This window comes from Pseudomonas artemisiae (assembly GCF_057128685.1).
Map to the genome: position 1 here is coordinate 26,420 of NZ_JBSKHS010000020.1, position 25,319 is coordinate 51,738.

The window sequence follows — 25,319 nt, forward strand, 5'->3', positions numbered from 1 at the left end:
GGCACAGGGCCGTTGGTCAAATTGCCGAAGTTTACCGGGGTGGCAGGTGCCTTAGCCGGTCGAGGATGTCCATTACTACCATGCGCGGCGGCCGCTCGTCCGTCCTGACCACCAGGTCTGCGATCTCTCGATACAGCGGGTCACGTACCTCAAGCAAGGCGCGCAAGGTGGCCTCCGGGTTGGCGGTGCGCAACAGCGGCCGGTTGCGGTCACGCGCGGTGCGCCCCACTTGCTGCTCCACGGAGGCATGAAGATACACCACCCTGCCACCGGCGTGGAGGATCCGCCGGTTGGCTTCGCGCATTACCGCGCCACCACCAGTGGCCAGTACCAACCCATCGCAGGCGCAAAGCTCCGCCAGCATGGCTTGCTCACGCTCACGGAAACCCAACTCGCCTTCGCGATCGAAGATCCATGGAATGTTAGCGCCGCAGCGTGTTTCGATTTCCTTGTCGGAATCCCGGAAGGGTAAACGCAACTCTTTAGCCAGCAAACGGCCGATGGTGCTTTTGCCAGCGCCCATCGGCCCAACGAGTATCAGATTTCGCACAGAATCAATGACTCACAGCAGTCGCCTGGTTGTTCATGATACGCGGAGTCAGGAAGACCAGCAGCTCGGATTTGCTTTCAGCGACCACATCGCGGCGGAACAGGCGGCCCACATAGGGCACGTCACCCAAAAACGGCACCTTGCTGGTGGTTTTGGTCTGGTTGTTGGAAAACACGCCGCCGATCACGATGGTTTCACCATCGTTGACCAAGACCTTGGCATTGACTTCGTTCTTGTCGATCGGCGGTACACCCAACACTTCATTGAGATAGTTGGGTTCGTCCTTGTTGACCTTCACTTCCATGATAATGCGATTGTCTGGCGTAATCTGTGGGGTCACTTCCAAGGACAGCGCGGCCTCCTTGAAGGACACGGTCGTCGCGCCGCTGGAGCTGGATTCCTGATAGGGGATCTCCGTGCCTTTGAGGATCTTGGCGGTTTCCTTGTCGGAGGTGACCACCTTGGGCTGGGACACCACCTCGCCGTTGCCGGTGCTTTCCATCGCGCTAAGTTCAAGGTCGATCAGGGTATTGCTGGTCACGAAGCCCAGACCAATACCTGAGGTGGCGTCGGCGGCGCCCAGGTCCACGAAGGGCACGTTGGTCCCCACATCCGCGCCGGTATTGCCTGCTTCGTCACCGTTGTTATCCAGCCCGTAGATGGTGGTATTGCCATGGCCACGGGAGGTACCGCCCCAGCGCACGCCCAAGGCCTTGTCATAGCCTACGTTGGCCTCCACGATGCGCGCCTCGATCATGACCTGGCGCACGGGAATGTCCAACTGAGCCACGATACGCCGCAGCTCATCAAGGCTGTCCTGGGTCTGGTAGGCGATAATGCTGTTGGTGCGGTCGTCCACCGTGATCGAGCCACGGGCGTCGGCATTATCCTTGGAGCCAGTCACCGACTGGAACAGCTTGGCGATGTCCGCGGCCTTGGCGTAGTTCACCTGGATCAAATCCCGGCGTAGTGGCGCCAACTCTTGAAGCTGCTTCTGGGATTCCAGCTCCTGACGTTCGCGGGCGGCGATTTCATCGGCCGGGGCTACCAGCAACACGTTGCCTACCTTGCGTTTGTCCAGGCCCTTGGTTTTGAGTACCAGGTCCAGTGCCTGGTCCCAGGGCACATTTTGCAGGCGCAGGGTGATACCGCCCTGCACCGTATCGCTGGCCACCAGGTTGAGGTTGGTGAAGTCTGCGATCAACTGTAGTACCGAGCGCACGTCGATGTCTTGGAAATTCAGGGAAAGCTTTTCACCGGTATACACATTACGGTCAGCGTTACGCCGCTGCAGGTCTTCGTTGGTAAGCGGGCGCACGCTAAGGGTGAGCTTATTCTCCGCCTGGTAAGCCGAGTAATCGAAGGCACCTGTGGGCTCGATGGTCACCGTGGCGGCGTCGCCCGAGACCGTGGAGTTCACGAATTGCACAGGCGTAGCGAAATCCTTCACATCCAGGCGAAGACGTAACGCATCTGGTAGCGCGGTTTTTGCGAAGGTTACGATGATCTGACCGCCCTGCTCTTTTACATCCGGGCTTACCGAGGGATCGCTTAGTTCAATGACCACATTGCCCTCACCCAAGGGGCCGCGCTGGAAATCCACATTACGAATGGCCCGCCCAGCTGGCGTCATGGGCCGCGCAGCGGTCGGAGCACGTGCGGTGGGTGCCTGGGCGCGGGGCGCGGGTGCCGGGCTGGGGCTTGATGCCTGAACGGCATTGGCGCCCTGGCCTACCAGTACGAACACGTTGTTGCCTTCCACCCGAGTGCTGTAAGGCACCAGCGTGGTGAGGTTGACGATCAGACGAGTACGGTCCTTGGCTTCAATCAATGCCAAGCTACGAGCATTACCCACCCCCAAGTCCCGGTTGCGGTTGGCCACCTGGGTGATAACGCCCGGGAAATCCAAAGCAATGCGCGCCGGATCGTCAGTGGTGTAGCCCTTGGGTGCGGTCATGGGGCTATCGAACGACAGCTTGAGCTCGATGCGGTCGCCCGGCAACGCCGCTACGTCAAGGGATTTGAGCGTTGCCGCCAGTAGCGCCGGCGACACCAGCAACGCGACCAGCGCGAGGCCAAGGGCGGAGAAAATCCTGTTCATTGTTTGGTTCCACTGAGCATGCTTGACCGACCCGTCAGGAGGGTTCTTTCAGCAAGATAGCGCGTGGCCGTTCAAGCCATCCACCCTCGCCGTCCGGAACCAGCTCCACGACATCGACTTCTGTGTCGCTGATGGCAATGATCTTGCCTTCGTTCTGGCCAATGTAGTCACCTACCTTAACCCGATGAACTCCACCGCCGCCCTTCATCAAGGCGAACTTGCCTGACATGTTGGCCAGGATGCCGACCATTTCGAAATCCTCGATATTGAAGCCTTCGAGGAACTGCTTCACCCGATTCGGATCGGGGTGTACGTCTTTACGGCCTTTCTCCCGCGCGGCGCGCTCGACCCGGATGGGTGGCTGGAACGGGCTGCGAAGGTCCGAAGCCTGGTAGGTGAATGCCTGGTAGGCCTGGAACCGGGGAATAGGCTCGATAGTACCCTTGGGCTTGTCGTTTACCTCCTTCAAAAAGGCATCGATGTCTGAGTAGTCATTCGAGCCACCGCAACCTGACAGGGCCAGCAGCGCCAACAACAAGCCAGGGTTAAGCCATGCCTTCATTGCGCCAGCCCCTTGTCGTTATACCGATAGGTTTTGGCCAGGATCTGCATGCGCAGCTCCGAGGTGCTGTCTTCACTGGCGGGTTTGACGTCGAAATCATGCAAGGTAACGATGCGCGGCAAACTGGCCACGCCACTGACGAAGGTCGCCAGGTCATGGTAGTTGCCCGTGACCGTGATCTGAATCGGCAGCTCGATATAAAACTGTTGCGCGGTTTCTGGCAGCAGCTTGATCTCTTCGAATTCCAGCCCCGCTCCAAGCCCGGTACGGGTTATATCCTCAAGCAGGCCTGGCACCTCGGTGTCGCTAGGCAGTTGCCGAAGCATAGCCCCGAACGAGGTTTCCATTTCCTTCATTTGGGCCGTGTAGGCCTCCAGGTTGGCTGCCTGGAACGCCTTGGTCGCGTATTGCTCGCGTAGGGTTTGCTCTTGAGCGACCTGGGCGTTCAGGTCGTCTTCCAGGTCTTGGATATGAAAGTAATATCCCAACCCGAGCAGCACCAGCCCCAGCACAACAGCGGCCACGCCTTTCGCCGCGGCGGGCCATGAGCCTACGTTGTTGAAATCCAGCTCGCTCAGCTCAACCTTGCGCAGGCTGTCCAGCCATCCCGCCATGTTCATTTATCGTCCTCCTCCACCGAAGGCGCGGTTTGCCGCACGGACAACTGGAACAGGTTGGTCTGATCGGTTTCGGCGTCTGTCTTGGCTTTGACCTCGGTCAAGGTGGGCGCTTCGAGCCAGGGGGAGGCATCAAGGCTACGCATCAGGTCCGATACCCGGTTGTTGGATTCGGCCGCCCCGGTGATATCTATCTGCTTGCCGGTCATTTTCACTTCGGAAAAATAAACGCCGTCCGGCAGGGTACGGGCCAATTGGTCGAACACCCGGCCAATGATGGGCCGGTTGCCTTGCAGGTCCTGGATGATACGCATCCTTGCCAGCAATTGTTTGCGCCGCGTTTTCAGTTCGCTGATGGCCTTGATACGTTGATCCAGGTTGGTGTTCTGGGTTTGCAGGTAGGCATTGCGCGCGTTCTGTTGGTTGATCTCGCCTTTGATGTATTGATCGGCCAGGAAAATCACACCGCCACAGAACAGCACCACTGCCGCCAACAGCAGCAGAAATTGCTTCTTGCGTTCTTCGCGCTGCTGGTCACGCCAAGGCAGCAGGTTGATCCGAGCCATTAATCAAAGCTCCTGAGCGCCAACCCACACGCGATCATCAACGCCGGAGCATCACTGGCTAGCGCACCGGCATTGACCTTGCTGTTCAGAGCCATGTCGGCGAAAGGGTTGGCGACTACGGTTGGCGTGCCGATGCGCTGCTGGATAAGCTGATCCAGCCCAGCCAAGGACGCCGTGCCACCCGCGAGCACGATGTAATCGACCTGGTTGAATTGCCCGGCGGCAAAGAAGAACTGCAACGACCGGGATACCTGCTGCACCACTGCCTCGCGGAACGGCTGAAGCACCTCGGCCACATAATCGTCAGGAAGGCCGCCCTGTTTCTTGGCCAGCCCCGCCTCTTCCACGCTCAGGCCATACCGACGCTGAATTTCCTCGGTAAGCTGGCGGCCACCGAATAGCTGTTCGCGGGTATAAATGATGCGCCCGTTGTGAATAACGCTAAGGGTGGTCATGGTGGCGCCCACGTCGACCACGGCCACCGTGAGCGGCTGGTCGCCCTTGGTCATGTGCGGGGCAAGCAGGCCAAATGCCCTTTCCAGGGCGTAGGCCTCGACATCCACGACCCGGGCAGTGAGCCCGGCCACCGCCAGCGCGGCCTCCCGCACTTCGACGTTTTCCCTGCGGCAGGCCGCCAATAGCACTTCCACGCGCTCAGGGTTGCGCGCGGAGGGGCCCTGGACCTCGAAATCGATGGCCACTTCTTCGAGAGGATAGGGAATGTACTGGTCGGCTTCGAGCTTGAGCTGATTCTCCATCTCGTCGTCGGTCATGCCAGCGTCCATTTCAATGGACTTGGTGATCACCGCTGAACCGGATACGGCCAGAGCGACGCCACGGGTTGCGGTCTTGGCCTTGGCCACGACTCGTAACAAGGCATTGCCTACGCCTTCGAGCTCCGCGATGTTTTTCTCCACTACGGCATTGGCCGGAAGGGGCTCCACCGCGTACGACTCTACCTTGAAACGGTCGCCTGCGCGGCTCAGCTCCAGTAGCTTGACTGAAGTGGAGCTGATGTCGATCCCTAAAAGCGAGTTCGCTTTCTTGCTGAAAAGTCCTAGCACTGCCGATTCCCTAGCACTATCCGAGACTTACGGACCGTTTATGGTACAAGGCATTTAATAGCAGTCTTGACAGAAGCGCAAATGACGCTCCACTACAAAATGCTTATAATGCCCAACGCTTTTTTGCCTTAGCCCGCCTGTGGGGCTAAGCCCTTATTCTTACTGGAAATCCGAAAGCCTTGATCCGCCTGCTCAAGTTTTTCTGCTGGTCCATACTCGCTGTGGTGTGCGGGCTATTGCTCGGCCTGAGCGGTGCCTATCTCTATCTTAGCCCTGGCCTGCCGTCAGTGGAGGCCCTCAAAAGCGTTCAGTTGCAAATTCCTTTGCGGGTTTACAGCAGCGACGGCAAATTGATAGCAGAATTCGGCGAAATGCGCCGGTCTCCTATCAAGTTTTCCGACATTCCGCCTCATTTCATCCAGGCGCTGCTTTCGGCTGAAGACGATAATTTCGAAAACCACTACGGTGTGGATCCATCCAGCCTGGTACGAGCCGCCAGCCAATTGCTGCGCAGTGGCCATATCCAGACCGGCGGCAGCACCATCACCATGCAGGTAGCGAAGAACTACTTCCTCAGCAGCGAGCGCAGCTTCTCTCGCAAAACCAATGAAATTCTCTTGGCGCTGCAAATCGAACGGCAGTTGAGCAAGGATGAAATCCTTGAGCTGTATGTAAACAAAATCTACTTGGGCAACCGTGCCTACGGCATCGAAGCAGCGGCCCAGGTGTATTACGGCAAATCCATTCGCGACTGCAGCCTGGCCCAAATGGCAATGATCGCCGGCCTACCCAAGGCACCGTCGCGCTTCAACCCGCTGGCCAATCCGGCGAGAGCGAAGGAGCGTCGTGACTGGATTCTTGGCCGCATGTACAAACTCGGCAAGGTTGACGAAGCCAGCTACCAGGCAGCCCTGGCCGAGCCGATCAACGCCAGCTACCACGTGCCTACCCCTGAGCTGAACGCGCCTTATATCGCGGAAATGGCCCGGGCCGAAATGGTCGGGCGTTATGGCAGCGAGGCGTATACCGAAGGCTTCCGGGTGACCACCACCGTACCTGCGCAGCTTCAGGAGCATGCCAATAAGGCCGTACTGGATGGGCTCACGACCTACGATCAACGTCACGGCTACCGCGGACCGGAATCGCGCCTTGCAGGTAAAACCCATGATGCCTGGCTAACGGAATTGCAACGTCAGCGCCCGTTTAATACCTTGGAGCCTGTGATCGTTACGCGCGTGGAAAAAACTGGGCTTACCGTACTGACCCGCGACGACAAAACCGAGCTGGTGCCTTGGGACACCATGAAATGGGCCAGGCCGTTCACTAATACCAACAGCCAAGGGCGAGCGCCGAGCCAACCAGCAGACGTGGCTCAGGTAGGCGACCTGGTGCGCGTGCAGCGCCAGCCTGACGGCAGCCTGAAATTCAGTCAGGTCCCCACCGCCCAAAGCGCGCTGGTGTCGCTGGACCCACGCGATGGGGCCATCAAGGCCTTGGTGGGTGGTTTTGCCTTTGAGCAAAGCAACTACAACCGCGCCATGCAGGCCAAGCGTCAGCCAGGCTCGAGCTTCAAGCCTTTCATTTATAGTGCGGCCTTGGACAGCGGCTACACCCCTGCCAGCCTGGTCAACGACGCGCCTATCGTGTTCGTGGACGAAGCAGTGGATAAGGTCTGGCGCCCGAAGAACGACACCAATACCTTCCTGGGCCCTATCCGGCTGCGTGAAGCGCTGTATAAATCCCGCAACCTGGTGTCCATCCGTGTACTGCAAAGCCTGGGCGTGCAGCACACCATCGACTACATCACCCGCTTTGGCTTCAACCGCCAGGACCTTCCGCACAACCTGTCCCTGGCACTGGGTACGGCAACGCTCACGCCCATGGAGATCGCCACAGGCTGGAGCGCCTTCGCCAATGGTGGCTTCAAGGTAGCGCCTTATCTGATTCAGAAAATCGAAAGCCGTAATGGCGATGTACTGTTCACCGCAGCGGCGCCTACGGTGCCTACCGCTGAGCAGGAAGCGTCGGAGCCGCCAGCGTCGGTTGCTCCGTCGGCTACCGGCAATGAGGTACAGGCAGGCACTACCGCCGCGCCTGCTGCCAACGCACCGGTTTTCGCGCAACGGATCATCGATGGCCGTACAACTTACATCCTCACCAGCATGCTGCAAGATGTAATCAAGAAGGGTACCGGCCGCCGCGCCTTGGCTTTGAACCGGCCAGATTTGGCGGGCAAAACAGGTACCACCAACGATTCCAAGGACGCCTGGTTCTCCGGTTACAACGCAGACTACATCACCACCGTATGGACCGGCTTCGATCAGCCTGAAACCTTGGGCCATAAGGAGTTCGGGGGTACCGTATCGCTGCCTATCTGGATGGATTACATGGGCGCGGCCCTGAAGGACAAGCCGCCCCATACGCAAGCGGAACCCGAAGGGATCGTCAGCCTGCGGGTGGACCCAGTGACCGGCCGCGCGGCTACACCCGCTACGCCCAATGCGTATTTCGAGCTGTTCAAGAGCGAGGACACACCGCCTTCGGTCAACGAGCTGGGTAACGGTGCCGCGCCAGGCAGCCCGCTGCCAGCGGATGAAGCCGCGCCAATGGACCTCTTCTAACAGCTCCTATAACAGGGTGAGGTTTCGCCTGCTGTAGGAGCCAGCAAAGCTGGCGAACAGCCGCCATTCGTTGCCTGTGTCGTATCTTCGCGAGCTGGCGCACGCCCCTACAGGTGATAGGAGGCAATAAAAAACCGGCCCTTGCGGGGGCCGGTTTTTTTATTCAGAGCTATCAGCCCTTGAACACATCATCCACGCTCTTGAGCGGGTAGTTGGCGGGGTACGGCAGGGTTGCAACACCACTTTCGATGGCGGCCTTGGCCACGGCGTCGGAGACCACGTCAAGCAGGCGCGCGTCCAATGGCTTTGGAATGATGTACTCGCGGCCAAAGCTCAAGTTATCCACACCGTAGGCTGCGCATACGTCCTGAGGCACTGGCAGCTTGGCCAGGTCACGCAGCGCATACGCGGCGGCAATCTTCATTTCTTCGTTAATGCGCTTGGCGCGAACGTCCAACGCACCACGGAAGATGAACGGGAAACCCAACACGTTGTTGACCTGGTTGGGGTAGTCCGAACGGCCGGTGGCCATGATCACGTCGTTACGGGTAGCGTGGGCCAGCTCTGGCGAGATTTCTGGGTCCGGGTTGGAGCAGGCGAACACGATCGGGTTGGCGGCCATGGCTTTCAGGCCTTCCGCCGACAGCAGGTTCGGGCCGGAGAGGCCTACAAACACGTCGGCGCCTTCCAGCGCATCGGCCAGCGAGCGCTTGTCGGTTTCATGAGCGAACACAGACTTGTACTGATTCAGGTCGGTACGACCGGAGTGGATCACGCCGGTGCGGTCGATCATATAGATGTTCTCGACCTTGGCACCCATGCTGATCAGCAGCTTCATGCAGGAGATGGCGGCAGCGCCAGCACCCAGGCAAACGATCTTGGCGGTTTCCAACTGCTTGCCAGCGATTTCCAGCGCGTTGAGCATGCCGGCGGCAGTCACGATCGCCGTGCCGTGCTGGTCATCGTGGAACACCGGGATGTCACACTGTTCGATCAGCGCGCGCTCGATCTCGAAGCACTCTGGTGCCTTGATGTCTTCCAGGTTGATGCCGCCGAAGGTAATGGAAATACGCTTGACGGTATCAATGAAGGCTTGGGGGCTTTCAGCGTCTACTTCGATGTCGAATACATCGACGCCGGCAAAGCGCTTGAACAGTACACCCTTACCTTCCATCACGGGCTTGGATGCCAGGGGGCCAAGGTTACCCAGGCCAAGAATGGCGGTGCCGTCAGAGATCACTGCTACCAGGTTGCCTTTGCCAGTGTACTTGTAGGCAAGTTCGGCGTCCCGCGCGATTTCCCGTACAGGCTCCGCAACGCCTGGGCTGTAGGCCAGCGACAGGTCGCGAGCGGTAGCGGTCGCCTTGGTGAGTTCGACGCTCAGTTTCCCAGGGCGCGGTTGGGCATGGTATTCGAGAGCGGCAGTTTTCAGATCTGACATGTTGGCGTTCCGCTTGACTGTTGAACTTTTCGGAGCGCCGAGGATACGCAGAAAGGAAAGTCGCGACAAGACTACCCAGTCACGCCTGTCAAGGCGTAGCACCTACGACTTTGGCCTCAGACGGCACCACCCGTAGCATGTCTGGTGCCGTGAGCGGTAATAGCCAGCGGGCGCGACCTGCTTGCCGGCCCGACCGACGGCTACGGTCCACGACCCAGCCCCGAGCTTCTACCGTCTGCCCGCGCAGCCTGTTCAGGCCTTCGACGCTGAACTCAGGTTGACTACCATTGGCCACATGCAGCACTACCCCGCCCTGCAAGGTCAGCCACACGCCACCACCGTTAGCCTCTACCTTTAATAGCGTGCCACTGATCACCTGGAAACCCGCCTGATTAACCGTAGCAGCAGGCGCGGCCTTGAACCCTTTCCACAGCCCAGCTTGCGTTGAACGCGCGCCTTGTTCTGCAAGGGCATGGCAGTGGCGCAAGGCGTTATTGGGTGGTATCACCACTTGATAGGCCAGCCCCTCTTGCAGCAGCCGGGCTTCAAGGTTTTCTCCACTGGGTGTATAGGCATTGGCCAGCGATCGGCCATAGCGATCCGTGGGTTGCGCCCCAGGCACAAGGATCACATGGCCCCCGGCCGCGGCGATCAACGCTTGCAGGCGGCGCTTTGCAGCCATGGCATAAGGCTGAGCAGGGCGACCTTTGCTAGCGACCTCTGGGGCATTGATCCCGATCAGCCGAATGCTTCTACCGCCTGCCAAACGCAGGGTGTCGCCATCTATCACTCGGGCAATTGCGGCGGGTGGTAGCTGTGGGGGCGAAGGGCACTGGGCACAAGCACTACCCAGGAAAAACGCAGACAACAAAAAGGCGCCCACTCGGGGCGCCTTCTTGATCAGCCTGGACATGCCGAATCGGCTATCCAAAGCGAAAACCTTAGTTGGCTTTCGCGGTGCCGAATACGCCGAAGCGCTGCTTGAAGCGATCGACACGGCCACCGGTGTCCAGCATTTTTTGCTTGCCGGTATAGAACGGGTGGCACTCGTTGCACACGTCGAGGCTCAAAGGCTTGGCCAAGGTGGAACGGGTTTGGATGACGTTACCGCAGCTGCAGGTAGCCGCGATAGCCTCGTATTTCGGATGGATTTCAGGCTTCATGGGTATTTCCTCTGTTGTCGCGCCGCCACCCGACACCATTGCCGGATACCGCACGTACTGGGTTGCTCATACTACCAGAGCGCTGCCATAGCGCAAGCGCAGCGGGCTACCGATGGTCGTTGCCCAGGCCAGATGATAGGCTTCATCGCCTGCTCTGCCCTCCGCCGTGGAAGCCCCTGTGCCCGATGTCATTTTGCGCCTTGCCCTGCCTTCGCCGCTGCGCCGGCTGTTCGACTACCGCGCACCCGTGGGGGCACCGGTCGCCGCTTTGAAGCCCGGGATGCGCCTGCGCGTCCCGTTCGGCCGGCGGGAAATCATCGGCGTATTGGTGGAGGTAACCGATCACACTGACGTGCCCAAGGACAAGCTCAGGGCCGCCACCGCCCTACTGGATGACACTTCGCCCATCCCCGCAAGCCTGTTCAGCCTTTGCCTGTGGACCGCCCAGTATTACCAGCACAGCCTGGGCGATACGCTGGCCTGGGCGTTGCCTTCATTATTACGCCAAGGAGAGCCTGCCGAAACGCGTCAGGAGCGCTTCTGGAGCGTACACCCACAGGCGCGCGCCGATGACCCGCGAATGGCCAGAGCCCCCCGGCAACGCGCGGCCTTCGCAGTACTGGCTCAGCATGCCCATGGCGTGGCGCACACGCTACTGCCACGGCTGGGCTTGGCCAAGGATGCCCTGGACGCACTTGAAGCCAAGGGCCTGGTTACCATAGAAATACGCGGTCATGCCCCAGCCAAGCGGCATGCCCATTGGCTGGCGCAACCAGAGCTCCCCCTTAACCCCGAGCAACGCAGCGCGTTCGAGGCCATCAAGGCTGGCTTTGGCCACTTCCATGCTTTTTTATTGGCGGGCGTGACAGGCAGCGGCAAGACTGAAGTGTATCTGCAATTGATTCACTGGGCGCTGGAAGCAGGCAAACAGGCCCTGGTGCTAATCCCTGAAATCAACCTGGGGCCGCAAACCCTGCTGCGCTTTGAACAACGCTTCAATGCACGTATTGCCTTGGTGCACTCAGCGGTCAACGACCGGGACCGCCTGGATACTTGGATCGCAGCCCGCGATGGCGATGCAGACATCATCATTGGTACCCGCTCTGCGCTGTTTACGCCCATGCGTAACCCTGGGCTGATCATCGTCGACGAAGAACACGACAGCTCCTATAAACAGCAGGAAGGGCTGCGCTATCACGCTCGCGACCTGGCGGTGGTGCGAGCGCGGCAGGACAACGTTCCCGTGGTGCTGGGCTCGGCCACGCCTTCGTTGGAAACCCTGCACAACGCCTACAGCGGCCGCTATGGGCTATTGCGCATGGAGCAACGGGCCGGCGGCGCCCAGCCCCCTCGCTACCTGCGCCTGGACGTTAAAAGCCGGCCGTTGGACAGCGGCATGAGCCCGCCCCTGCAACAGGCCATCGGCCAAGTACTGGCCCTTGGGCAGCAGGTGTTGGTGTTCCTCAACCGGCGAGGCTTTGCCCCTACTTTGCTGTGCCACGATTGCGGCTGGCTGTCAGAATGCCCACGCTGTGATGCGCGCATGACCGTCCATCTGCGCTCGGGCGAGTTGCGTTGCCATCACTGTGGGCACGCCGCGCCTCGCCCACGTCAGTGCCCAAGCTGCCAATCGGTGGACCTGCGCCCAGTAGGGGCTGGGACAGAGCGCGCCGAGGAGCGCCTCAACACTTTGTTCCCTAATGTGCCAGTGCTGCGGGTGGACCGCGACAGTACCGCGCGCAAGGACGCCATGGCGCAGTTGTTCGCCCAGGTGCAGCGCGGCGAGCCCTGCATCCTGGTGGGCACGCAAATGCTGGCCAAGGGGCATCACTTCCCTCGAGTAACCCTGGTCGCCATCCTCGATGCCGACGGCGGCCTGTTCTCGGCGGACTTTCGCGCCGCCGAGCGCATGGCCCAGCTTATCGTGCAGGTGGCCGGTCGTGCGGGGCGCGCAGAAGAGCCCGGGCGCACCATTATCCAGAGCCATATGGCCGATCACCCTCTGTTGGTTCAACTGACCGAAGAAGGCTATTTCGCTTTCTCCGCCCAGGCGTTGAGCGAGCGCCGCGCCGCTGGCCTGCCGCCGTTCTGTCACCTGGCCCTGCTACGCGCCGAGGCACAAAGACCCGGGCAAGCAGAAGCCTTCCTCGATCACGCTTGCGCCCAGGCAGAGCAACTGCGCGAGCAACTGGGCGTAACCGGCGTGGAACTGCTCGGCCCCGTACCGGCGCCCATGGAGCGCCGCGCCGGTCGCTACCGGGCGCAACTGTTGCTGCAAGCCAATGCCCGCGCACCACTGCACCGCCTGCTGAGCCTGTGGGTATTGCAATTGGAGCAACTGCCGGGCGGGCGCCAAGTACGTTGGGCGTTGGACATAGACCCCATCGATCTTTATTGAGTGGCCGCGAAGGTTGGCAAGCCCGGCTCATGAACGGATAATGCCGAGCTTTTCCACCCGCGCATCATGCGCCGCCGCCCTGCGGCACACGAGACGATCATGAAAGACACCATTCGCCTGCTGATCCAACACGCCCTTGCCCGCCTAGTGGAGGACGGTGTGCTGCCCGCCGGGCTAACGCCTGCGATCCAGGTCGAAAACACCCGCGACAAAGCCCATGGCGACTTTGCCAGCAACATCGCCATGATGCTGGCCAAGCCCGCAGGCCTAAAACCCCGCGACCTGGCAGAACAGCTGATCGCCGCCCTGCCCGCCGACGAGCAACTGAGCAAGGCGCAGATCGCAGGCCCTGGCTTCATCAACTTCTTCCAGAACACCCAGGCCCTGGCTAGCCGCCTGGATAAAGCCCTGGGCGACCGCAAGCTCGGTGTGCGCAAGGTAGGTGCTACCCAGCGGGTGGTGGTGGACCTCTCGGCGCCCAACCTGGCTAAAGAAATGCACGTAGGGCACCTGCGCTCCACCATCATCGGTGACGCCGTGGCCAATGTACTGGAGTTCCTTGGCGATACGGTCATCCGCCAAAACCACGTAGGTGACTGGGGCACACAGTTCGGCATGCTGCTGGCTTACCTGGAAGAAAACCCGGCCGACAGCGATCAGCTTTCGGACTTGGAAAACTTCTACCGCGCGGCGAAAAAGCGCTTCGACGAATCAGAAGAGTTCGCCGAGCGGGCTCGCAGCCTGGTAGTCAAGCTCCAGGCAGGCGACCCGGACTGCCTGGCGCTGTGGCGGCGTTTCAACCATGTGTCGCTATCGCACTGCCAAAAAACCTACGAACGCCTGAACGTGCATCTCACCCCCAACGACGTAATGGGTGAAAGCGCTTACAACGACGATCTGCCCAGCGTGGTGGCCGACCTGCGCGCCAAGGGTTTGCTTGTGGAGAGCGCTGGCGCCCAGTGCGTGTTCTTGCCCGAGTTCAAGAACGCCGAAGGCAACCCGCTGCCCGTGATCGTACAAAAGGCTGGCGGCGGCTATCTGTACGCCACCACAGACCTCGCCGCGGTGCGCTACCGCAGCAGCGTACTCAAAGCCGACCGGGCCCTGTATTTCGTGGACCAGCGCCAGGCCCTGCACTTCCAGCAGGTGTTCGAGGTCGCTCGCCGCGCCGGCTTCATCACCAATGGCATGGCGGCCGAACACATGGGCTTCGGCACCATGAACGGCGCCGATGGCCGCCCGTTCAAAACCCGCGACGGCGGCACGGTCAAACTGATCGACCTGCTGGACGAAGCTGAACAGCGCGCCTACGCCCTGGTGAAGGAAAAGAACCCTGACCTGGAAGAAAGCCGCCTGCGCGACATCGCCCGGGTAGTTGGCATCGGCGCGGTGAAATACGCCGACCTGTCCAAGCACCGCACCAGTGATTACAGTTTCAATTTCGAGCTGATGCTCAACTTTGAAGGCAACACCGCGCCGTATCTGTTGTACGCCTATACGCGCGTCGCTGGCGTATTCCGCAAGCTGGGTAAAAGCTACGGTGAAACCGAGGGACATATCCTGCTCGGAGCGCCCCATGAGCAAGACCTTGCCGCCCGGCTGGCCCAGTTTGGCGAAACCCTCAACACCGTCGCGGAAAAAGGCACGCCCCATGTGCTGTGCGCTTACCTGTACGACGTAGCCGGTCTGTTCTCCAGCTTCTATGAGAACTGCCCGATCCTCGGCGCCAGTACCCCCGAACAGCAACAAAGCCGATTGCGCCTGGCAGCGTTGACCGGTTTGACCCTGAAGCAAGGCCTTGAGTTGTTAGGCCTGGAAACCCTGGAGCGCATGTAAGTTGGCGGCAAAAAAACCTGCACCCAAGCGCGGCGCCAGTCGCAATCAAGCACCTGCCAAAAAGCCCATTCCTGGCTGGCTGTGGCTGGCCATCGGCTTGTCGGTGGGCGCTTTCATTGTGTTTCTGATGAAGCTTGAGCCGGGTCGCAACGATGTGAAACGGGTCAAGCCTGAAGATCAGAAAACCGCCAAGGTGGCAGAAGCGGAGAAAACCCCGCCAAGCCCTGAGAAGATTAAGCCTAAGTACGACTTCTATACGCTACTGCCAGAGTCCGAAGTGATAGTGCCGCCTGAAGCGGTACCGGAAAAAACCCCGCCTGTGCCGGCACAGCCAGTTACGCCTGCCGAGGCGGCGAAAATCGACACCGCCCGGGCCCAGGCCGCGCTTTCCGGGCAGGTACCGCCCCCACCGCCCGTGGTCAAGCCGGCGGCGACCACCCAGTTCTATTTGCAGGCCGGGTCGTTCCGCAAACAGGCCGATGCCGATAAGGTTCGCGCGCAGATCATCTTGCTAGGCCAAGCGGTGCAAGTGGAATCGGGCATGGTCAAGGAAGAAACCTGGTATCGGGTGTTGGTAGGGCCGTTCAGCAACCGTGAACAACTCACCGCCGCGCAGAAAATGCTGTCCGGTAGCGGCTTTAATAACCTGTTATTGCAGCAACGCCAAAGCCGGCAGTAGGCCTCGGCCGCGAGGTGCCTTGCGCGCTCATCTGTCACGAGCAAGCTCGGCTGCTACACCATGCGGTTGAAATCCCCCAGGGCCATCCCCACATCTGTGTGCATTGGGCAGTTTCGCCCCGCAGCGTGAGGACGTTCCCTTGACCACCATCGTTTCAGTCCGCCGCCATGGCAAAGTTGTCATGGCCGGGGATGGCCAGGTATCCCTCGGCAATACCGTGATGAAAGGCAACGCCAAAAAGGTGCGCCGCCTGTACCACGGGCAGGTAATCGCCGGTTTCGCCGGGGCCACCGCCGATGCCTTTACTCTGTTCGAACGCTTTGAAAGCCAGCTGGAAAAACACCAGGGCCATTTGGTTCGCGCCGCGGTCGAGCTCGCCAAAGACTGGCGCACCGACCGTTCACTGAGCCGGCTCGAAGCCATGCTGGCCGTGGCCAACAAAGACGCCTCGCTGATCATCACCGGTAATGGTGATGTGGTCGAGCCTGAAGATGGCCTGATCGCCATGGGCTCCGGTGGCGCCTTCGCCCAAGCCGCCGCCCGTGCTCTGCTGAACAAGACCGATCTGTCGGCACGGGAAATCGCCGAGTCCGCTCTTAATATCGCCGCGGACATCTGCGTATTCACCAACCATAACCTGACCATCGAGGAGCAGGACCTCGCGCAGTGACATGCCCGAGGCCGTTAACGCCATGTCCATGACCCCCCGCGAGATCGTCCACGAACTCAACCGCCATATTATTGGCCAGGACGATGCCAAGCGCGCCGTCGCTATCGCCCTGCGAAACCGTTGGCGCCGCATGCAGCTCCCCGTGGAGCTACGCGCCGAGGTAACCCCGAAGAACATTCTTATGATCGGCCCCACTGGCGTGGGCAAGACCGAAATCGCCCGTCGCCTGGCTAAACTGGCCAATGCCCCCTTTATCAAGGTCGAAGCCACCAAGTTCACTGAAGTGGGCTATGTAGGGCGGGACGTGGAATCCATCATTCGCGACTTGGCAGATGCCGCCATCAAGCTGCTGCGCGAGCAAGAAGTCCTCAAGGTGCAGCATCGGGCTGAAGACGCCGCCGAAGACCGCATTCTTGATGCTCTGTTGCCCCCAGCACGCGCAGGCTTCACCGAAGACCCAGCCCCTAGCAGCGATTCCAATACCCGTCAGTTGTTCCGTAAGCGCCTGCGCGAAGGCCAATTAGACGATAAGGAAATCGAAATCGAAGTTGCCGAGGCTGTGGGAGTTGATATCTCCGCTCCACCTGGCATGGAAGAAATGACCAGCCAGTTGCAGAACCTCTTTGCCAACATGGGCAAGGGCCGTCGCAAGGCCCGTAAGCTCAAGGTCAAGGAAGCGCTCAAGCTGGTGCGCGAAGAAGAAGCTGGCCGCCTGGTCAATGAAGAAGAGCTCAAGGCCCAGGCCCTTGAAGCCGTCGAGCAGCACGGCATCGTGTTCATCGATGAAATCGACAAGGTTGCCAAACGCGGTAACGTAGGCGGCGCCGACGTCTCACGGGAAGGCGTACAGCGCGACCTGTTGCCGCTGATCGAGGGGTGTACGGTCAATACAAAACTGGGCATGGTCAAAACCGACCATATCCTGTTTATCGCCTCCGGGGCATTCCACTTGAGCAAGCCCAGCGACCTGGTACCTGAGCTACAAGGGCGTTTGCCTATTCGGGTAGAACTTAAGGCGTTGTCGCCAGAAGACTTCGAGCGCATTCTCAGCGAACCGCATGCGTCCCTGACCGAGCAATACCGTGAACTGTTGAAAACCGAGGGCCTGGGTGTCGAGTTCCAACCCGACGGCATCAAGCGCCTGGCGCAGATTGCCTGGCAGGTAAACGAGAAAACCGAGAACATCGGGGCCCGCCGCTTGCATACGCTACTGGAGCGGCTGCTTGAGGAAGTATCGTTTAGTGCCGCCGACCTGGCCGGCGTTCGCAACGGCGAGCCGATCCTGATCGATGCCGCCTATGTCGACAGTCACCTGGGTGAGCTGGCGCAGAACGAAGACCTCTCACGTTATATTCTGTGACCACGGCAGGGCCCTACGGGGCCCTTGCTGTCCTACGCCTTCGAGCAGCACATGACCCGCTTCCCTACCGCCATCAACCTGCACAAGGCCTCGAAAACCCTTAAGCTTACCTATGGGCTAAACGAGGTATACGAGCTAAGCGCGGAGTTTCTGCGGGTGCACTCACCCTCTGCCGAGGTACAAGGGCACGGCAAGCCTGTGCTCCAGTACGGAAAATTGAACGTGGGCCTTGTTGGCCTGGAGCCTGCCGGGCAATATGCGCTCAAGCTGACGTTTGATGACGGCCATGACAGCGGGTTGTATACCTGGGACTACCTGTACGAATTGGCCACCCGGTACGACACCTTATGGCAGGCGTATCTAGATACGCTGTATGCGGCCGGTAAAAGCCGAGACCCACAAGAAGCCGTTGTCAGGTTCGTGCCCTAGGTTTCAAAGCGTAAATCTGAAAGCTGATGCCTGCGCCCTGCTTGAGCACGAGCGGCAGGCAGTCGCTTAATGGATTGTTCAGGCCTGAGGCAGGGTACCCTGGGCAACCGGGGCGGCATCGGCCGCCACTGGCGCTTTGCGTACCCTGGTTTTTTTCTCTGTTACAGCTTGCTCCACGGCACCGGCCAAGGGCTTAGCCTTGGTTGCCCGAGTGGGAGTGCTTCTGGAAACCGCCGGCTTGGGCTGAGACGCTGGGGCGGGTTGGGCCGAGGTACCGTTGCTGGTCAAGCGCTCCAGTGCCTGAGTCAGTTGGTCCACCTTGGTGTTCAGCGCGGTGATTTCGTCACGGCTTGGCACACCCAGTTGCGAGATGGCGGTGTGCAGACGACTGTCCAGGTTGTCGCCCCCAGTGGGCAGGCTGTTGGCCGGCTTTATCTTGGTTTTGCTCAGGCTGGCCTTGGCCTTGCTGGCGGATATCGCGGTTTCGGCCAGCTTGGCCGCATCGCCCCGTGTTTGCTTCTCAGCTTTTTCGCCTTCCTTGACCAGCGCATCGAACGCCTTGGTGCCCTCGGCACTGGCGCGAACGTAGGCGCCTAAACCGGCGAGCCAGATCTGACGGGAGTGCTTCTGCACGTTGCCCATCCAGGAAGTGGTGTCTTTTTCTACCTTCTTCTTACCTGCCATGATGCGCTCCTCATTGGCCGCGGGCGGCGGATTCCACCAGCGCCTGCCATTGGTCGAATTTCACGCACGTTTGTTCCGTACTGGCAGAAAGCATTGTCGGTATCAGGCCAGGGCTTTATCCAGCGCGCGGTCAATTTCCGATTCGATCATCGGCCCCATCATCGACAGCATCATGCCCAGTTTCAGCTCCACCACTACACTGTCATCGCCCACCGCTACCTGGCCTGTAACCCCACTGCGCTTAAGGTCTACCACATCACCGTTCCACTCGGCGGTCATGTCGTACTTGCTCACCAGCTTGTCCACCAGGCGCTCGGCTTTTTGCTTGGCGACTTCTTTACCCAACTGGTGTTTGCGCTCTACCCGAATTTGACTCATCACCACCTCGAATGCTGAAAAATGCCCGGTATCTTAACGCGGTTGGCGGCCTGTTCCATACGCCAAGACAAAAGCTACCGGGGCCGATTAGAATGACCCGTAATTTTCCCGGTGACAGATATGAACGATCAGCGCAAAGGCAGCGATGCCGAACCCACTACTCACTTCGGCTACCAGAACGTTCCTGAAAGCCAGAAGGCGAAAAAGGTCGCGGACGTGTTCCACTCGGTCGCGGCCAAGTACGACGTAATGAACGACCTGCTGTCAGGCGGCATGCACCGGCTGTGGAAGCGGTTCACCATCGAGCTGTCGGGTGTTCGCCTGGGCAACCGGGTGTTGGACATCGCTGGCGGTACCGGCGACCTGACCCGCAAATTTTCTCAACTGGTAGGCCCTACTGGCGAAGTGGTACTGGCGGACATCAACGCCTCCATGCTCAAGGTAGGCCGTGACCGCCTGCTGGATCTCGGCGTGGCGGGCAATGTGCAGTTCGTTCAGGCAGATGCCGAAAAGCTGCCCTTCCCGGACAACCACTTTGATTGCGTGACCATCGCTTTTGGCCTGCGCAACGTGACCCACAAAGAAGACGCGTTGCGCTCCATGCTTCGCGTGCTCAAGCCTGGTGGCCGGTTGTTGGTGCTGGAATTCTCCAAGCCCACCAGCAAGATGATGTCCAAGGCTTACGATGCCTATTCCTTCGCGTTCATGCCAATGATGGGCAAGCTCATCGCCAACGACTCGGAAAGCTACCGCTACCTGGCCGAATCCATCCGCATGCACCCTGATCAGGAAACCCTCAAGGCCATGATGGTGGATGCCGGCTTCGACCGCGTGACTTACCACAATATGACCTCGGGCATCGTTGCCCTGCACCGGGGCATCAAGCCCTGATGCTCACCGACGCCTTGCTGGCCGCCGTGGAGGCGGGGCTCAATGCCACGCTACGTTTGGACAGCACTGCGCTTCCGCGCCTGGCGCGGCTGACTGGCCAGGTGATACTGGTGGACTGCGTGCAGCCACGGCAGCAGCTGTACCTGATCCCAGGCTCGGAGGGGTTGACCCTCGCGCGGCGCTGGGATGCCCCAGTCGACTGCACGCTGCGCGCACCCTTGTCGCTGTTGCTGCAACTGGCAGTGCGCAAGGATAAAACCCGTGTGCTGCACGCGCCGGAGGTGACCCTCAGCGGTGAAAGCGGGGCACTGATGGAGCTGGCTTCGATCCTGCAAAGCCTGGAGCTTGACTGGGAGTACGAACTTGCCCGCTGGGTAGGGCCCGTGCCTACCGCGCTGTTGGGCGGCCACCTACGCTTGCGTGCTAATTGGGCCCGCCGTGGGGGCGATCGGCTGCTGACTACCCTTGCCGATTACTTGAACGAAGAAACCCGAACCCTGGTCGGAAAGCGAGAAGCCGAAGCGCGCCTGCGAGAGCTGGACGAACTCAAGCTACAGACCGACCGCCTGCAGGCGCGCTTCGACCGCCTGCTCCGAACCCTTGAAGCCAGCGATAACGCATGAAGCTGCTCGCCGCCGTACTTCGTCTGTTCCGCATCTTGCGCGTTGCCATTCGTTTCCGCCTCGATGACCTGATCCTCGCCCTGCCCTTGCCGTGGTGGCTGCGAATATTCCGCTTGGCCATGCCTTGGCGCTGGTTCCCCCGCAGCAATCGGCAACTTAGCCGTGGTGCGTGCCTGCGGCTTGCGCTGCAAAACCTGGGGCCGATTTTCATCAAGTTCGGGCAGATCTTGTCCACCCGCCGAGACTTGCTGCCTGAAGACATTGTCGATGAGCTGATGCTGCTGCAGGATCGGGTTCCGCCCTTCGACCCCAAGCAGTCCATGCAACTGATCGAATCCCAGCTGGGCATGAAGATCACTAGCGTGTTCAGCCGCTTCGATGTAGAGCCCATGGCCTCCGCTTCTGTAGCGCAGGTTCACGCGGCCCGGCTCAAAACCGGCGAAGAGGTGGTAGTCAAGGTGGTGCGCCCTGGGCTGCGCCCGATCATCAGCCAGGATATCGCCTGGCTGTTCATCCTGGCGCGCATGGCTGAGCGTGTATCGGCCGATGCCCGCCTACTGCACCCTGTAGACGTAGTCGCGGACTACGAGAAGACCATCTACGACGAACTCGACCTGTTGCGTGAGGCTGCGAACGCCAGCCAACTCAGGCGCAACTTCGAAGACTCCAACCTGCTGTATGTGCCCCAGATCTATTGGGACTGGTGCCGCCCGAAGGTGCTGGTGATGGAGCGCATCTATGGCGTTCAGGTGAACGACATGGCCACCCTGGCCGACCAGCGCACCGACATGAAGCTGCTGGCCGAACGTGGTGTGGAAATCTTCTTTACTCAGGTGTTCCGTGACAGTTTCTTCCATGCCGACATGCACCCAGGGAATATCTTCGTCAGTACCGTCACGCCATGGGACCCGCGCTATATCGCCATCGACTGCGGCATCGTCGGCAGCCTCACGCCAGAAGACCAGGATTATCTCGCTCGCAACCTGTTCGCCTTCTTCAAGCGCGATTATCGCCGAGTGGCCCAGTTGCACATCGACTCGGGCTGGGTGCCGGCTGAAACCAAGCTCAATGAGTTCGAAGCTGCGATCCGTACAGTGTGCGAGCCCATTTTTGAAAAGCCACTCAAGGATATTTCCTTCGGCCAGGTGTTGATGCGCCTGTTCCAAACCGCACGGCGCTTCAACATGGAAGTGCAACCGCAACTGGTGCTGCTGCAGAAAACCTTGCTTAACATCGAAGGCCTGGGTCGCCAGCTCTACCCGGATCTGGACCTCTGGGCAACTGCCCAACCGTTCCTGGAGCGGTGGATGCGCGAGCGCATGAGCCCGCGCACCATGCTGCGCAACATGTACGCGCAGGTGGAGCAGTTGCCACATATGGCCAACATGACCCGCGACTTGCTGGAACGTATGTCCCAGCCGCATCGCAAAGACCCACCTCCACCATGGCGCCGCAGCAGTGAACAGGCTGCCTTGCGCGTGGTGGGCGGGATTCTGCTGACCGGTGGCGTGTTCATGGCCGCCACGGGCGCCGCGGTGAACAGCCTCGAAGGCTGGCCCGCCTGGTTAATGGTGGTGTGCGGGGTGTATCTGGTGGTCCGCGGATAGCCAGTGCCAAGTGAGGCTGGCACACTAAGCCAATATGCAGTGGAGCGAATGATGGAAAACTGGCTGGACGAGATCAACTGGAACAGCGATGGCCTGGTACCGGCCATTGCCCAGGATCACCGCACAGGGCGCGTGTTGATGATGGCTTGGATGAACCGTGAAGCCCTGGCCCTCACCGCCCAGGAGCAGCGCGCCATCTACTGGTCGCGCGCTCGTGGCAAGTTATGGCGCAAGGGCGAGGAATCGGGCCATGTGCAAAAACTGCATGAAATGCGCCTGGACTGCGACGCCGATGTGATCGTCCTGATGGTTGAGCAACTGGGCGGCATCGCCTGTCATACCGGGCGGGAAAGCTGCTTCTATCGGGTGTACGAGAACGGCGCCTGGCATATCGCCGAACCTGTACTGAAGGACCCAACCGCTATTTATCAGAGGCATACCCATGAATGATACCCTCGCCCGCGTGGCAGAGGTCCTGGAAGCCCGCAAGGGCGCCTCGGCGGATAGTTCTTACGTTGCCAGCCTGTACCATAAGGGCTTGAACAAGATTCTGGAAAAACTCGGCGAAGAGTCCGTCGAGACCATCATCGCCGCCAAGGACGCCGAACACAGCGGCGATTGCGCCGATGTTATCTACGAGACCGCCGATTTATGGTTCCATAGCCTGGTGATGCTCGCCGCGCTTGGCCAACATCCGCAAGCGGTGCTGGATGAACTCGAGCGCCGCTTTGGGCTTTCGGGCCACGCGGAAAAAGCGGCACGCCAGCCGACCGCCTGAACCTTATTCTTTCACGGAGCTGCTCATGGGTATCTTTGACTGGAAACACTGGATCGTCATTCTTATCGTGGTAGTGCTGGTATTCGGCACCAAGAAGCTGAAAAACCTGGGTACTGATGTGGGTGAGTCCATCAAGGGCTTTCGCAAGGCCATGAACGACGATGACAAACCCGGCGAACCGCAACAGCCGGTGCACCCTCAAGCCACCTCGCCCATCACGCCCCCTGTACAGCCTGCCCAGCCCACGACCCTGGACGGCCAGCACACGCGCGTGGATGACCCTCTGCGTAAAGACCCCACCAGGGATTGAGTCATGTTCGGGATCAGTTTCAGTGAGTTGCTGCTGGTAGGGCTGGTAGCCCTGCTGGTGCTTGGGCCAGAGCGGCTACCTGGAGCGGCCCGCACCGCCGGGCTGTGGATCGGCCGGCTCAAGCGTAGTTTCAACTCTATCAAAACCGAAATAGAGCGGGAGCTGGGTGCGGACGAAATCCGCCGTCAACTGCACAACGAGCATATCCAGTCCCTCGAGCAGGAAGCCCGCAAGCTGGTTGACCCCCATGGCCACCAGACGCCGTCGCCGTCGATTCATGCACCTCATGCCCCTACGCCGCCGGGCCCGACCCAGCCTACGGCGGGTACACCGGTAGCACTCGCGCCTGGCTCGGCTTATGTGCCAGGGAATAACCCACCTGCCGCCACACCCGACGCACCACCTACGCCTACGTCTGACGCCGAAACCGTTGCGCGTGACCCGCGCACGCATCAGGATTCCACGCCCGCGCCATGAGTACGATCCCCGAAGACGACCAGCCGATGCCGCTGGTCTCCCATCTGACCGAACTCCGTACCCGCCTACTACGCTGCGTGGCGGTGATCTTTCTGGTGTTTGCCGGGCTGTTTTCGTTTGCCCAGCAGATTTACACCCTGGTATCCGCGCCGTTGAGGGCCTACCTGCCGCCGGGCGCGACCATGATCGCCACCGATGTGGCTTCGCCATTTCTTACGCCCTTCAAGCTCACCATGACGGTGTCATTGTTCCTGGCAATCCCGATGATCCTGCACCAGGTGTGGGGTTTTGTGGCACCAGGCTTGTACCGGCATGAAAAGCGCATCGCCATTCCGTTGTTAGTGTCCAGCATCCTGCTGTTCTACGCGGGCATGGCCTTTGCCTACTTCGTAGTATTTCCATTGATGTTCAAGTTTTTCGCCGCGGCCACTCCGGATGGGGTGTCCATGATGACGGACATCACCAGCTACCTTGATTTTGTGATGACGCTGTTTTTCGCTTTCGGCGTGGCCTTCGAAATCCCCGTGGCGGTGGTACTGCTGGTGTGGATCGGGGTAGTGGATGTAAAAGCCCTGAAAAAGGCTCGCCCTTACGTGATCATTGGCTGCTTCGTGGTGGGCATGATCCTTACCCCACCGGATATCTTCTCGCAAACTCTGCTCGCCGTTCCCATGTGGCTGCTGTTTGAGGTAGGTGTGCTCTTTGGTGCCTTGATTCGCAAACGCAGCGAAGAAGCCGCGGACGCTGCCGAAGAGAACGATCAACCGCCCGCGACTCGCCCATGAACCTGTTGCTACTGGAAGCCGGGGACTTTACCGGCGAGGGTCGCGTGAGCCTCACTGGCCGCCGCCTGGTTCACATGCGGGAGGTTCACCGCGCGCAGGTGGGCGATAGCTTGCGCGTGGGCTGCCTGGGTGGGTTAATCGGCGAAGGGCATATCGAAGCCTTGAGCGACACCCACGCCGAGCTACGCGTGGCCTTCGATCGTCCTCCGCCCACCAAGCTGCCCCTTACGCTGGTACTGGCGCTGCCCCGGCCGAAGATGCTGCGTAGGGTGTTCCAGACCGTTGCCACCCTAGGCGTGTCGAAGTTGATTCTGGTCAACAGCTACCGAGTAGAGAAAAGCTTTTGGCAAACTCCCTTTCTTACGCCAGAAGCGATCCGCGAGCAGTTAGTGCTTGGTCTTGAACAGGCCCGGGATACCGTCTTGCCGGAAGTGCTCATCGAGAAGCGCTTCAAACCTTTTGTGGAGGACCGCCTGGGAATACTGGCGCAAGGTACCCAAGGCCTAATCGCACACCCCGGCCCCTACCCGACTTGCCCGCGCGCGGTGAACGGCCCCGTAACCCTGGCCATTGGCCCTGAGGGCGGCTGGATTCCTTACGAGGTGGAGTTGTTGCAGCTAGCCGGCTTTGCACCAGTACAGGTGGGCGAGCGCATTCTGAGAGTAGAAACCGCAGTAACGGCGCTGCTTTCGCGGTTGTTCTGAAGGGGGGGGTTGCCTTGCCGATGAT

Annotated in this window: 27 protein-coding genes; 16 read left to right on the forward strand and 11 right to left on the reverse strand. The window is 60.1% G+C overall.

Annotated features, from left to right (window positions below):
* Positions 1-31: 31 nt before the first annotated feature.
* The 6 genes from aroK to ACWKV4_RS18520 are packed head-to-tail and all read right to left on the reverse strand — an operon-like array spanning position 32 to position 5,460.
* Positions 32-550, reverse strand: a complete 519-nt coding sequence (gene aroK / locus ACWKV4_RS18495) for a shikimate kinase AroK (protein WP_483833565.1) — start codon at positions 548-550, stop codon at positions 32-34.
* 4 nt (positions 551-554) lie between these two features.
* A complete protein-coding gene (locus ACWKV4_RS18500; protein WP_483833566.1) occupies positions 555-2,651 on the reverse strand; it encodes a type IV pilus secretin PilQ in 2,097 nt (698 codons plus the stop codon).
* 34 nt (positions 2,652-2,685) lie between these two features.
* Positions 2,686-3,213: a pilus assembly protein PilP gene (locus ACWKV4_RS18505; RefSeq protein WP_483833567.1), complete on the reverse strand. Its 528-nt coding sequence runs from the start codon at positions 3,211-3,213 to the stop codon at positions 2,686-2,688.
* Positions 3,210-3,833 (reverse strand): type 4a pilus biogenesis protein PilO, encoded by a 624-nt coding sequence (pilO, locus tag ACWKV4_RS18510; RefSeq protein WP_483833568.1) that lies wholly within the window; start codon positions 3,831-3,833, stop codon positions 3,210-3,212. Before pilO ends, ACWKV4_RS18505 begins: the two co-directional genes overlap by 4 nt.
* Positions 3,830-4,396, reverse strand: a complete 567-nt coding sequence (locus ACWKV4_RS18515; RefSeq protein WP_483833569.1) for a PilN domain-containing protein — start codon at positions 4,394-4,396, stop codon at positions 3,830-3,832. Before ACWKV4_RS18515 ends, pilO begins: the two co-directional genes overlap by 4 nt.
* The gene (locus tag ACWKV4_RS18520) at positions 4,396-5,460 is read right to left on the reverse strand and encodes a pilus assembly protein PilM (protein WP_483833570.1); all 1,065 of its coding nucleotides are present in this window, start codon (positions 5,458-5,460) and stop codon (positions 4,396-4,398) included. The genes ACWKV4_RS18515 and ACWKV4_RS18520 overlap by 1 nt, the downstream gene beginning before the upstream one ends.
* Positions 5,461-5,642: 182 nt before the next feature.
* Here ACWKV4_RS18520 and ACWKV4_RS18525 point away from each other — a divergent pair, with 182 nt between their 5' ends.
* On the forward strand, positions 5,643-8,081 hold the full coding sequence (locus tag ACWKV4_RS18525; protein ID WP_483833602.1) for a penicillin-binding protein 1A: 2,439 nt from the start codon (positions 5,643-5,645) through the stop codon (positions 8,079-8,081).
* Between the two features lie 172 nt (positions 8,082-8,253).
* On the opposite strand, the gene ACWKV4_RS18530 is transcribed toward ACWKV4_RS18525, so the two are convergent.
* The 3 genes from ACWKV4_RS18530 to rpmE form a co-directional block, all read right to left on the reverse strand.
* The gene (locus tag ACWKV4_RS18530) at positions 8,254-9,522 is read right to left on the reverse strand and encodes a malic enzyme-like NAD(P)-binding protein (protein ID WP_483833571.1); all 1,269 of its coding nucleotides are present in this window, start codon (positions 9,520-9,522) and stop codon (positions 8,254-8,256) included.
* Positions 9,523-9,610: 88 nt separating this feature from the next.
* Entirely contained in the window at positions 9,611-10,435 is an 825-nt protein-coding gene (locus ACWKV4_RS18535) for a thermonuclease family protein (protein ID WP_483833572.1), read from the reverse strand.
* A 28-nt stretch (positions 10,436-10,463) separates the two neighbouring features.
* Positions 10,464-10,685: a 50S ribosomal protein L31 gene (gene rpmE / locus ACWKV4_RS18540; RefSeq protein ID WP_483833573.1), complete on the reverse strand. Its 222-nt coding sequence runs from the start codon at positions 10,683-10,685 to the stop codon at positions 10,464-10,466.
* Positions 10,686-10,863: 178 nt separating this feature from the next.
* Between rpmE and ACWKV4_RS18545 the strand changes: the two genes are divergently transcribed.
* The 6 genes from ACWKV4_RS18545 to ACWKV4_RS18570 all read left to right on the forward strand — a co-directional run bounded on the left by ACWKV4_RS18545 (position 10,864) and on the right by ACWKV4_RS18570 (position 18,057).
* On the forward strand, positions 10,864-13,083 hold the full coding sequence (locus ACWKV4_RS18545) for a primosomal protein N' (RefSeq protein WP_483833574.1): 2,220 nt from the start codon (positions 10,864-10,866) through the stop codon (positions 13,081-13,083).
* Positions 13,084-13,182: 99 nt separating this feature from the next.
* Positions 13,183-14,919: an arginine--tRNA ligase gene (argS, locus tag ACWKV4_RS18550; RefSeq protein WP_483833575.1), complete on the forward strand. Its 1,737-nt coding sequence runs from the start codon at positions 13,183-13,185 to the stop codon at positions 14,917-14,919.
* A gap of 1 nt (position 14,920) precedes the next feature.
* On the forward strand, positions 14,921-15,598 hold the full coding sequence (locus ACWKV4_RS18555) for an SPOR domain-containing protein (RefSeq protein ID WP_483833576.1): 678 nt from the start codon (positions 14,921-14,923) through the stop codon (positions 15,596-15,598).
* 139 nt (positions 15,599-15,737) lie between these two features.
* Positions 15,738-16,268 carry an ATP-dependent protease subunit HslV gene (hslV, locus tag ACWKV4_RS18560; protein WP_483833577.1) on the forward strand — a complete coding sequence of 177 codons (531 nt, stop codon included), beginning with the start codon at positions 15,738-15,740 and terminating at the stop codon, positions 16,266-16,268.
* 22 nt (positions 16,269-16,290) lie between these two features.
* A complete protein-coding gene (gene hslU / locus ACWKV4_RS18565) occupies positions 16,291-17,628 on the forward strand; it encodes an ATP-dependent protease ATPase subunit HslU (protein WP_483833603.1) in 1,338 nt (445 codons plus the stop codon).
* Positions 17,629-17,679: 51 nt separating this feature from the next.
* The gene (locus ACWKV4_RS18570; RefSeq protein WP_483833578.1) at positions 17,680-18,057 is read left to right on the forward strand and encodes a gamma-butyrobetaine hydroxylase family protein; all 378 of its coding nucleotides are present in this window, start codon (positions 17,680-17,682) and stop codon (positions 18,055-18,057) included.
* A gap of 78 nt (positions 18,058-18,135) precedes the next feature.
* Here the strand turns inward: ACWKV4_RS18570 and ACWKV4_RS18575 are convergent, their stop codons facing one another.
* Both ACWKV4_RS18575 and ACWKV4_RS18580 read right to left on the reverse strand, forming a co-directional pair.
* A complete protein-coding gene (locus tag ACWKV4_RS18575) occupies positions 18,136-18,741 on the reverse strand; it encodes a phasin family protein (RefSeq protein WP_483833579.1) in 606 nt (201 codons plus the stop codon).
* Between the two features lie 102 nt (positions 18,742-18,843).
* A complete protein-coding gene (locus tag ACWKV4_RS18580; RefSeq protein ID WP_483833580.1) occupies positions 18,844-19,119 on the reverse strand; it encodes a polyhydroxyalkanoic acid system family protein in 276 nt (91 codons plus the stop codon).
* Positions 19,120-19,239: 120 nt separating this feature from the next.
* On the opposite strand from ACWKV4_RS18580, the gene ubiE reads away from it, so the two are divergent.
* The 9 genes from ubiE to ACWKV4_RS18625 are packed head-to-tail and all read left to right on the forward strand — an operon-like array spanning position 19,240 to position 25,294.
* Entirely contained in the window at positions 19,240-20,010 is a 771-nt protein-coding gene (ubiE, locus tag ACWKV4_RS18585; RefSeq protein WP_483833581.1) for a bifunctional demethylmenaquinone methyltransferase/2-methoxy-6-polyprenyl-1,4-benzoquinol methylase UbiE, read from the forward strand.
* Positions 20,010-20,633 (forward strand): ubiquinone biosynthesis accessory factor UbiJ, encoded by a 624-nt coding sequence (locus tag ACWKV4_RS18590; RefSeq protein WP_483833582.1) that lies wholly within the window; start codon positions 20,010-20,012, stop codon positions 20,631-20,633. The genes ubiE and ACWKV4_RS18590 overlap by 1 nt, the downstream gene beginning before the upstream one ends.
* Positions 20,630-22,240 (forward strand): ubiquinone biosynthesis regulatory protein kinase UbiB, encoded by a 1,611-nt coding sequence (gene ubiB, locus ACWKV4_RS18595; RefSeq protein WP_483833583.1) that lies wholly within the window; start codon positions 20,630-20,632, stop codon positions 22,238-22,240. Before ACWKV4_RS18590 ends, ubiB begins: the two co-directional genes overlap by 4 nt.
* 51 nt (positions 22,241-22,291) lie before the next feature.
* Positions 22,292-22,690 carry a phosphoribosyl-AMP cyclohydrolase gene (hisI, locus tag ACWKV4_RS18600; RefSeq protein ID WP_483833584.1) on the forward strand — a complete coding sequence of 133 codons (399 nt, stop codon included), beginning with the start codon at positions 22,292-22,294 and terminating at the stop codon, positions 22,688-22,690.
* Positions 22,683-23,018 carry a phosphoribosyl-ATP diphosphatase gene (locus tag ACWKV4_RS18605; protein WP_483833585.1) on the forward strand — a complete coding sequence of 112 codons (336 nt, stop codon included), beginning with the start codon at positions 22,683-22,685 and terminating at the stop codon, positions 23,016-23,018. The genes hisI and ACWKV4_RS18605 overlap by 8 nt, the downstream gene beginning before the upstream one ends.
* Before the next feature lie 25 nt (positions 23,019-23,043).
* Complete coding sequence (locus ACWKV4_RS18610) at positions 23,044-23,328, forward strand: twin-arginine translocase TatA/TatE family subunit (RefSeq protein ID WP_483833586.1); 285 nt, start codon at positions 23,044-23,046, stop codon at positions 23,326-23,328.
* 3 nt (positions 23,329-23,331) lie between these two features.
* Complete coding sequence (gene tatB, locus ACWKV4_RS18615; RefSeq protein ID WP_483833587.1) at positions 23,332-23,805, forward strand: Sec-independent protein translocase protein TatB; 474 nt, start codon at positions 23,332-23,334, stop codon at positions 23,803-23,805.
* Positions 23,802-24,590 (forward strand): twin-arginine translocase subunit TatC, encoded by a 789-nt coding sequence (gene tatC, locus ACWKV4_RS18620; RefSeq protein ID WP_483833588.1) that lies wholly within the window; start codon positions 23,802-23,804, stop codon positions 24,588-24,590. The genes tatB and tatC overlap by 4 nt, the downstream gene beginning before the upstream one ends.
* A complete protein-coding gene (locus ACWKV4_RS18625) occupies positions 24,587-25,294 on the forward strand; it encodes a 16S rRNA (uracil(1498)-N(3))-methyltransferase (protein ID WP_483833589.1) in 708 nt (235 codons plus the stop codon). The genes tatC and ACWKV4_RS18625 overlap by 4 nt, the downstream gene beginning before the upstream one ends.
* The last annotated feature ends 25 nt before the right edge of the window (positions 25,295-25,319 follow it).

Excerpts from the sequence above, each read along its gene's own strand:
- ACWKV4_RS18500 (WP_483833566.1), bottom strand. The coding sequence starts at position 2,651 with ATGAACAGGATTTTCTCCGCCCTTGGCCTCGCGCTGGTCGCGTTGCTG.
- ACWKV4_RS18505 (WP_483833567.1), bottom strand. The coding sequence starts at position 3,213 with ATGAAGGCATGGCTTAACCCTGGCTTGTTGTTGGCGCTGCTGGCCCTG.
- pilO (WP_483833568.1), bottom strand. The coding sequence starts at position 3,833 with ATGAACATGGCGGGATGGCTGGACAGCCTGCGCAAGGTTGAGCTGAGC.
- ACWKV4_RS18515 (WP_483833569.1), bottom strand. The coding sequence starts at position 4,396 with ATGGCTCGGATCAACCTGCTGCCTTGGCGTGACCAGCAGCGCGAAGAA.
- ACWKV4_RS18530 (WP_483833571.1), bottom strand. The coding sequence starts at position 9,522 with ATGTCAGATCTGAAAACTGCCGCTCTCGAATACCATGCCCAACCGCGC.
- ACWKV4_RS18535 (WP_483833572.1), bottom strand. The coding sequence starts at position 10,435 with ATGTCCAGGCTGATCAAGAAGGCGCCCCGAGTGGGCGCCTTTTTGTTG.
- rpmE (WP_483833573.1), bottom strand. The coding sequence starts at position 10,685 with ATGAAGCCTGAAATCCATCCGAAATACGAGGCTATCGCGGCTACCTGC.
- argS (WP_483833575.1), top strand. The coding sequence starts at position 13,183 with ATGAAAGACACCATTCGCCTGCTGATCCAACACGCCCTTGCCCGCCTA.
- hslU (WP_483833603.1), top strand. The coding sequence starts at position 16,291 with ATGTCCATGACCCCCCGCGAGATCGTCCACGAACTCAACCGCCATATT.
- ACWKV4_RS18570 (WP_483833578.1), top strand. The coding sequence starts at position 17,680 with ATGACCCGCTTCCCTACCGCCATCAACCTGCACAAGGCCTCGAAAACC.
- ACWKV4_RS18575 (WP_483833579.1), bottom strand. The coding sequence starts at position 18,741 with ATGGCAGGTAAGAAGAAGGTAGAAAAAGACACCACTTCCTGGATGGGC.
- ACWKV4_RS18580 (WP_483833580.1), bottom strand. The coding sequence starts at position 19,119 with ATGAGTCAAATTCGGGTAGAGCGCAAACACCAGTTGGGTAAAGAAGTC.
- ubiE (WP_483833581.1), top strand. The coding sequence starts at position 19,240 with ATGAACGATCAGCGCAAAGGCAGCGATGCCGAACCCACTACTCACTTC.
- ACWKV4_RS18590 (WP_483833582.1), top strand. The coding sequence starts at position 20,010 with ATGCTCACCGACGCCTTGCTGGCCGCCGTGGAGGCGGGGCTCAATGCC.
- ubiB (WP_483833583.1), top strand. The coding sequence starts at position 20,630 with ATGAAGCTGCTCGCCGCCGTACTTCGTCTGTTCCGCATCTTGCGCGTT.
- hisI (WP_483833584.1), top strand. The coding sequence starts at position 22,292 with ATGGAAAACTGGCTGGACGAGATCAACTGGAACAGCGATGGCCTGGTA.
- ACWKV4_RS18605 (WP_483833585.1), top strand. The coding sequence starts at position 22,683 with ATGAATGATACCCTCGCCCGCGTGGCAGAGGTCCTGGAAGCCCGCAAG.
- ACWKV4_RS18610 (WP_483833586.1), top strand. The coding sequence starts at position 23,044 with ATGGGTATCTTTGACTGGAAACACTGGATCGTCATTCTTATCGTGGTA.
- tatB (WP_483833587.1), top strand. The coding sequence starts at position 23,332 with ATGTTCGGGATCAGTTTCAGTGAGTTGCTGCTGGTAGGGCTGGTAGCC.
- tatC (WP_483833588.1), top strand. The coding sequence starts at position 23,802 with ATGAGTACGATCCCCGAAGACGACCAGCCGATGCCGCTGGTCTCCCAT.
- ACWKV4_RS18625 (WP_483833589.1), top strand. The coding sequence starts at position 24,587 with ATGAACCTGTTGCTACTGGAAGCCGGGGACTTTACCGGCGAGGGTCGC.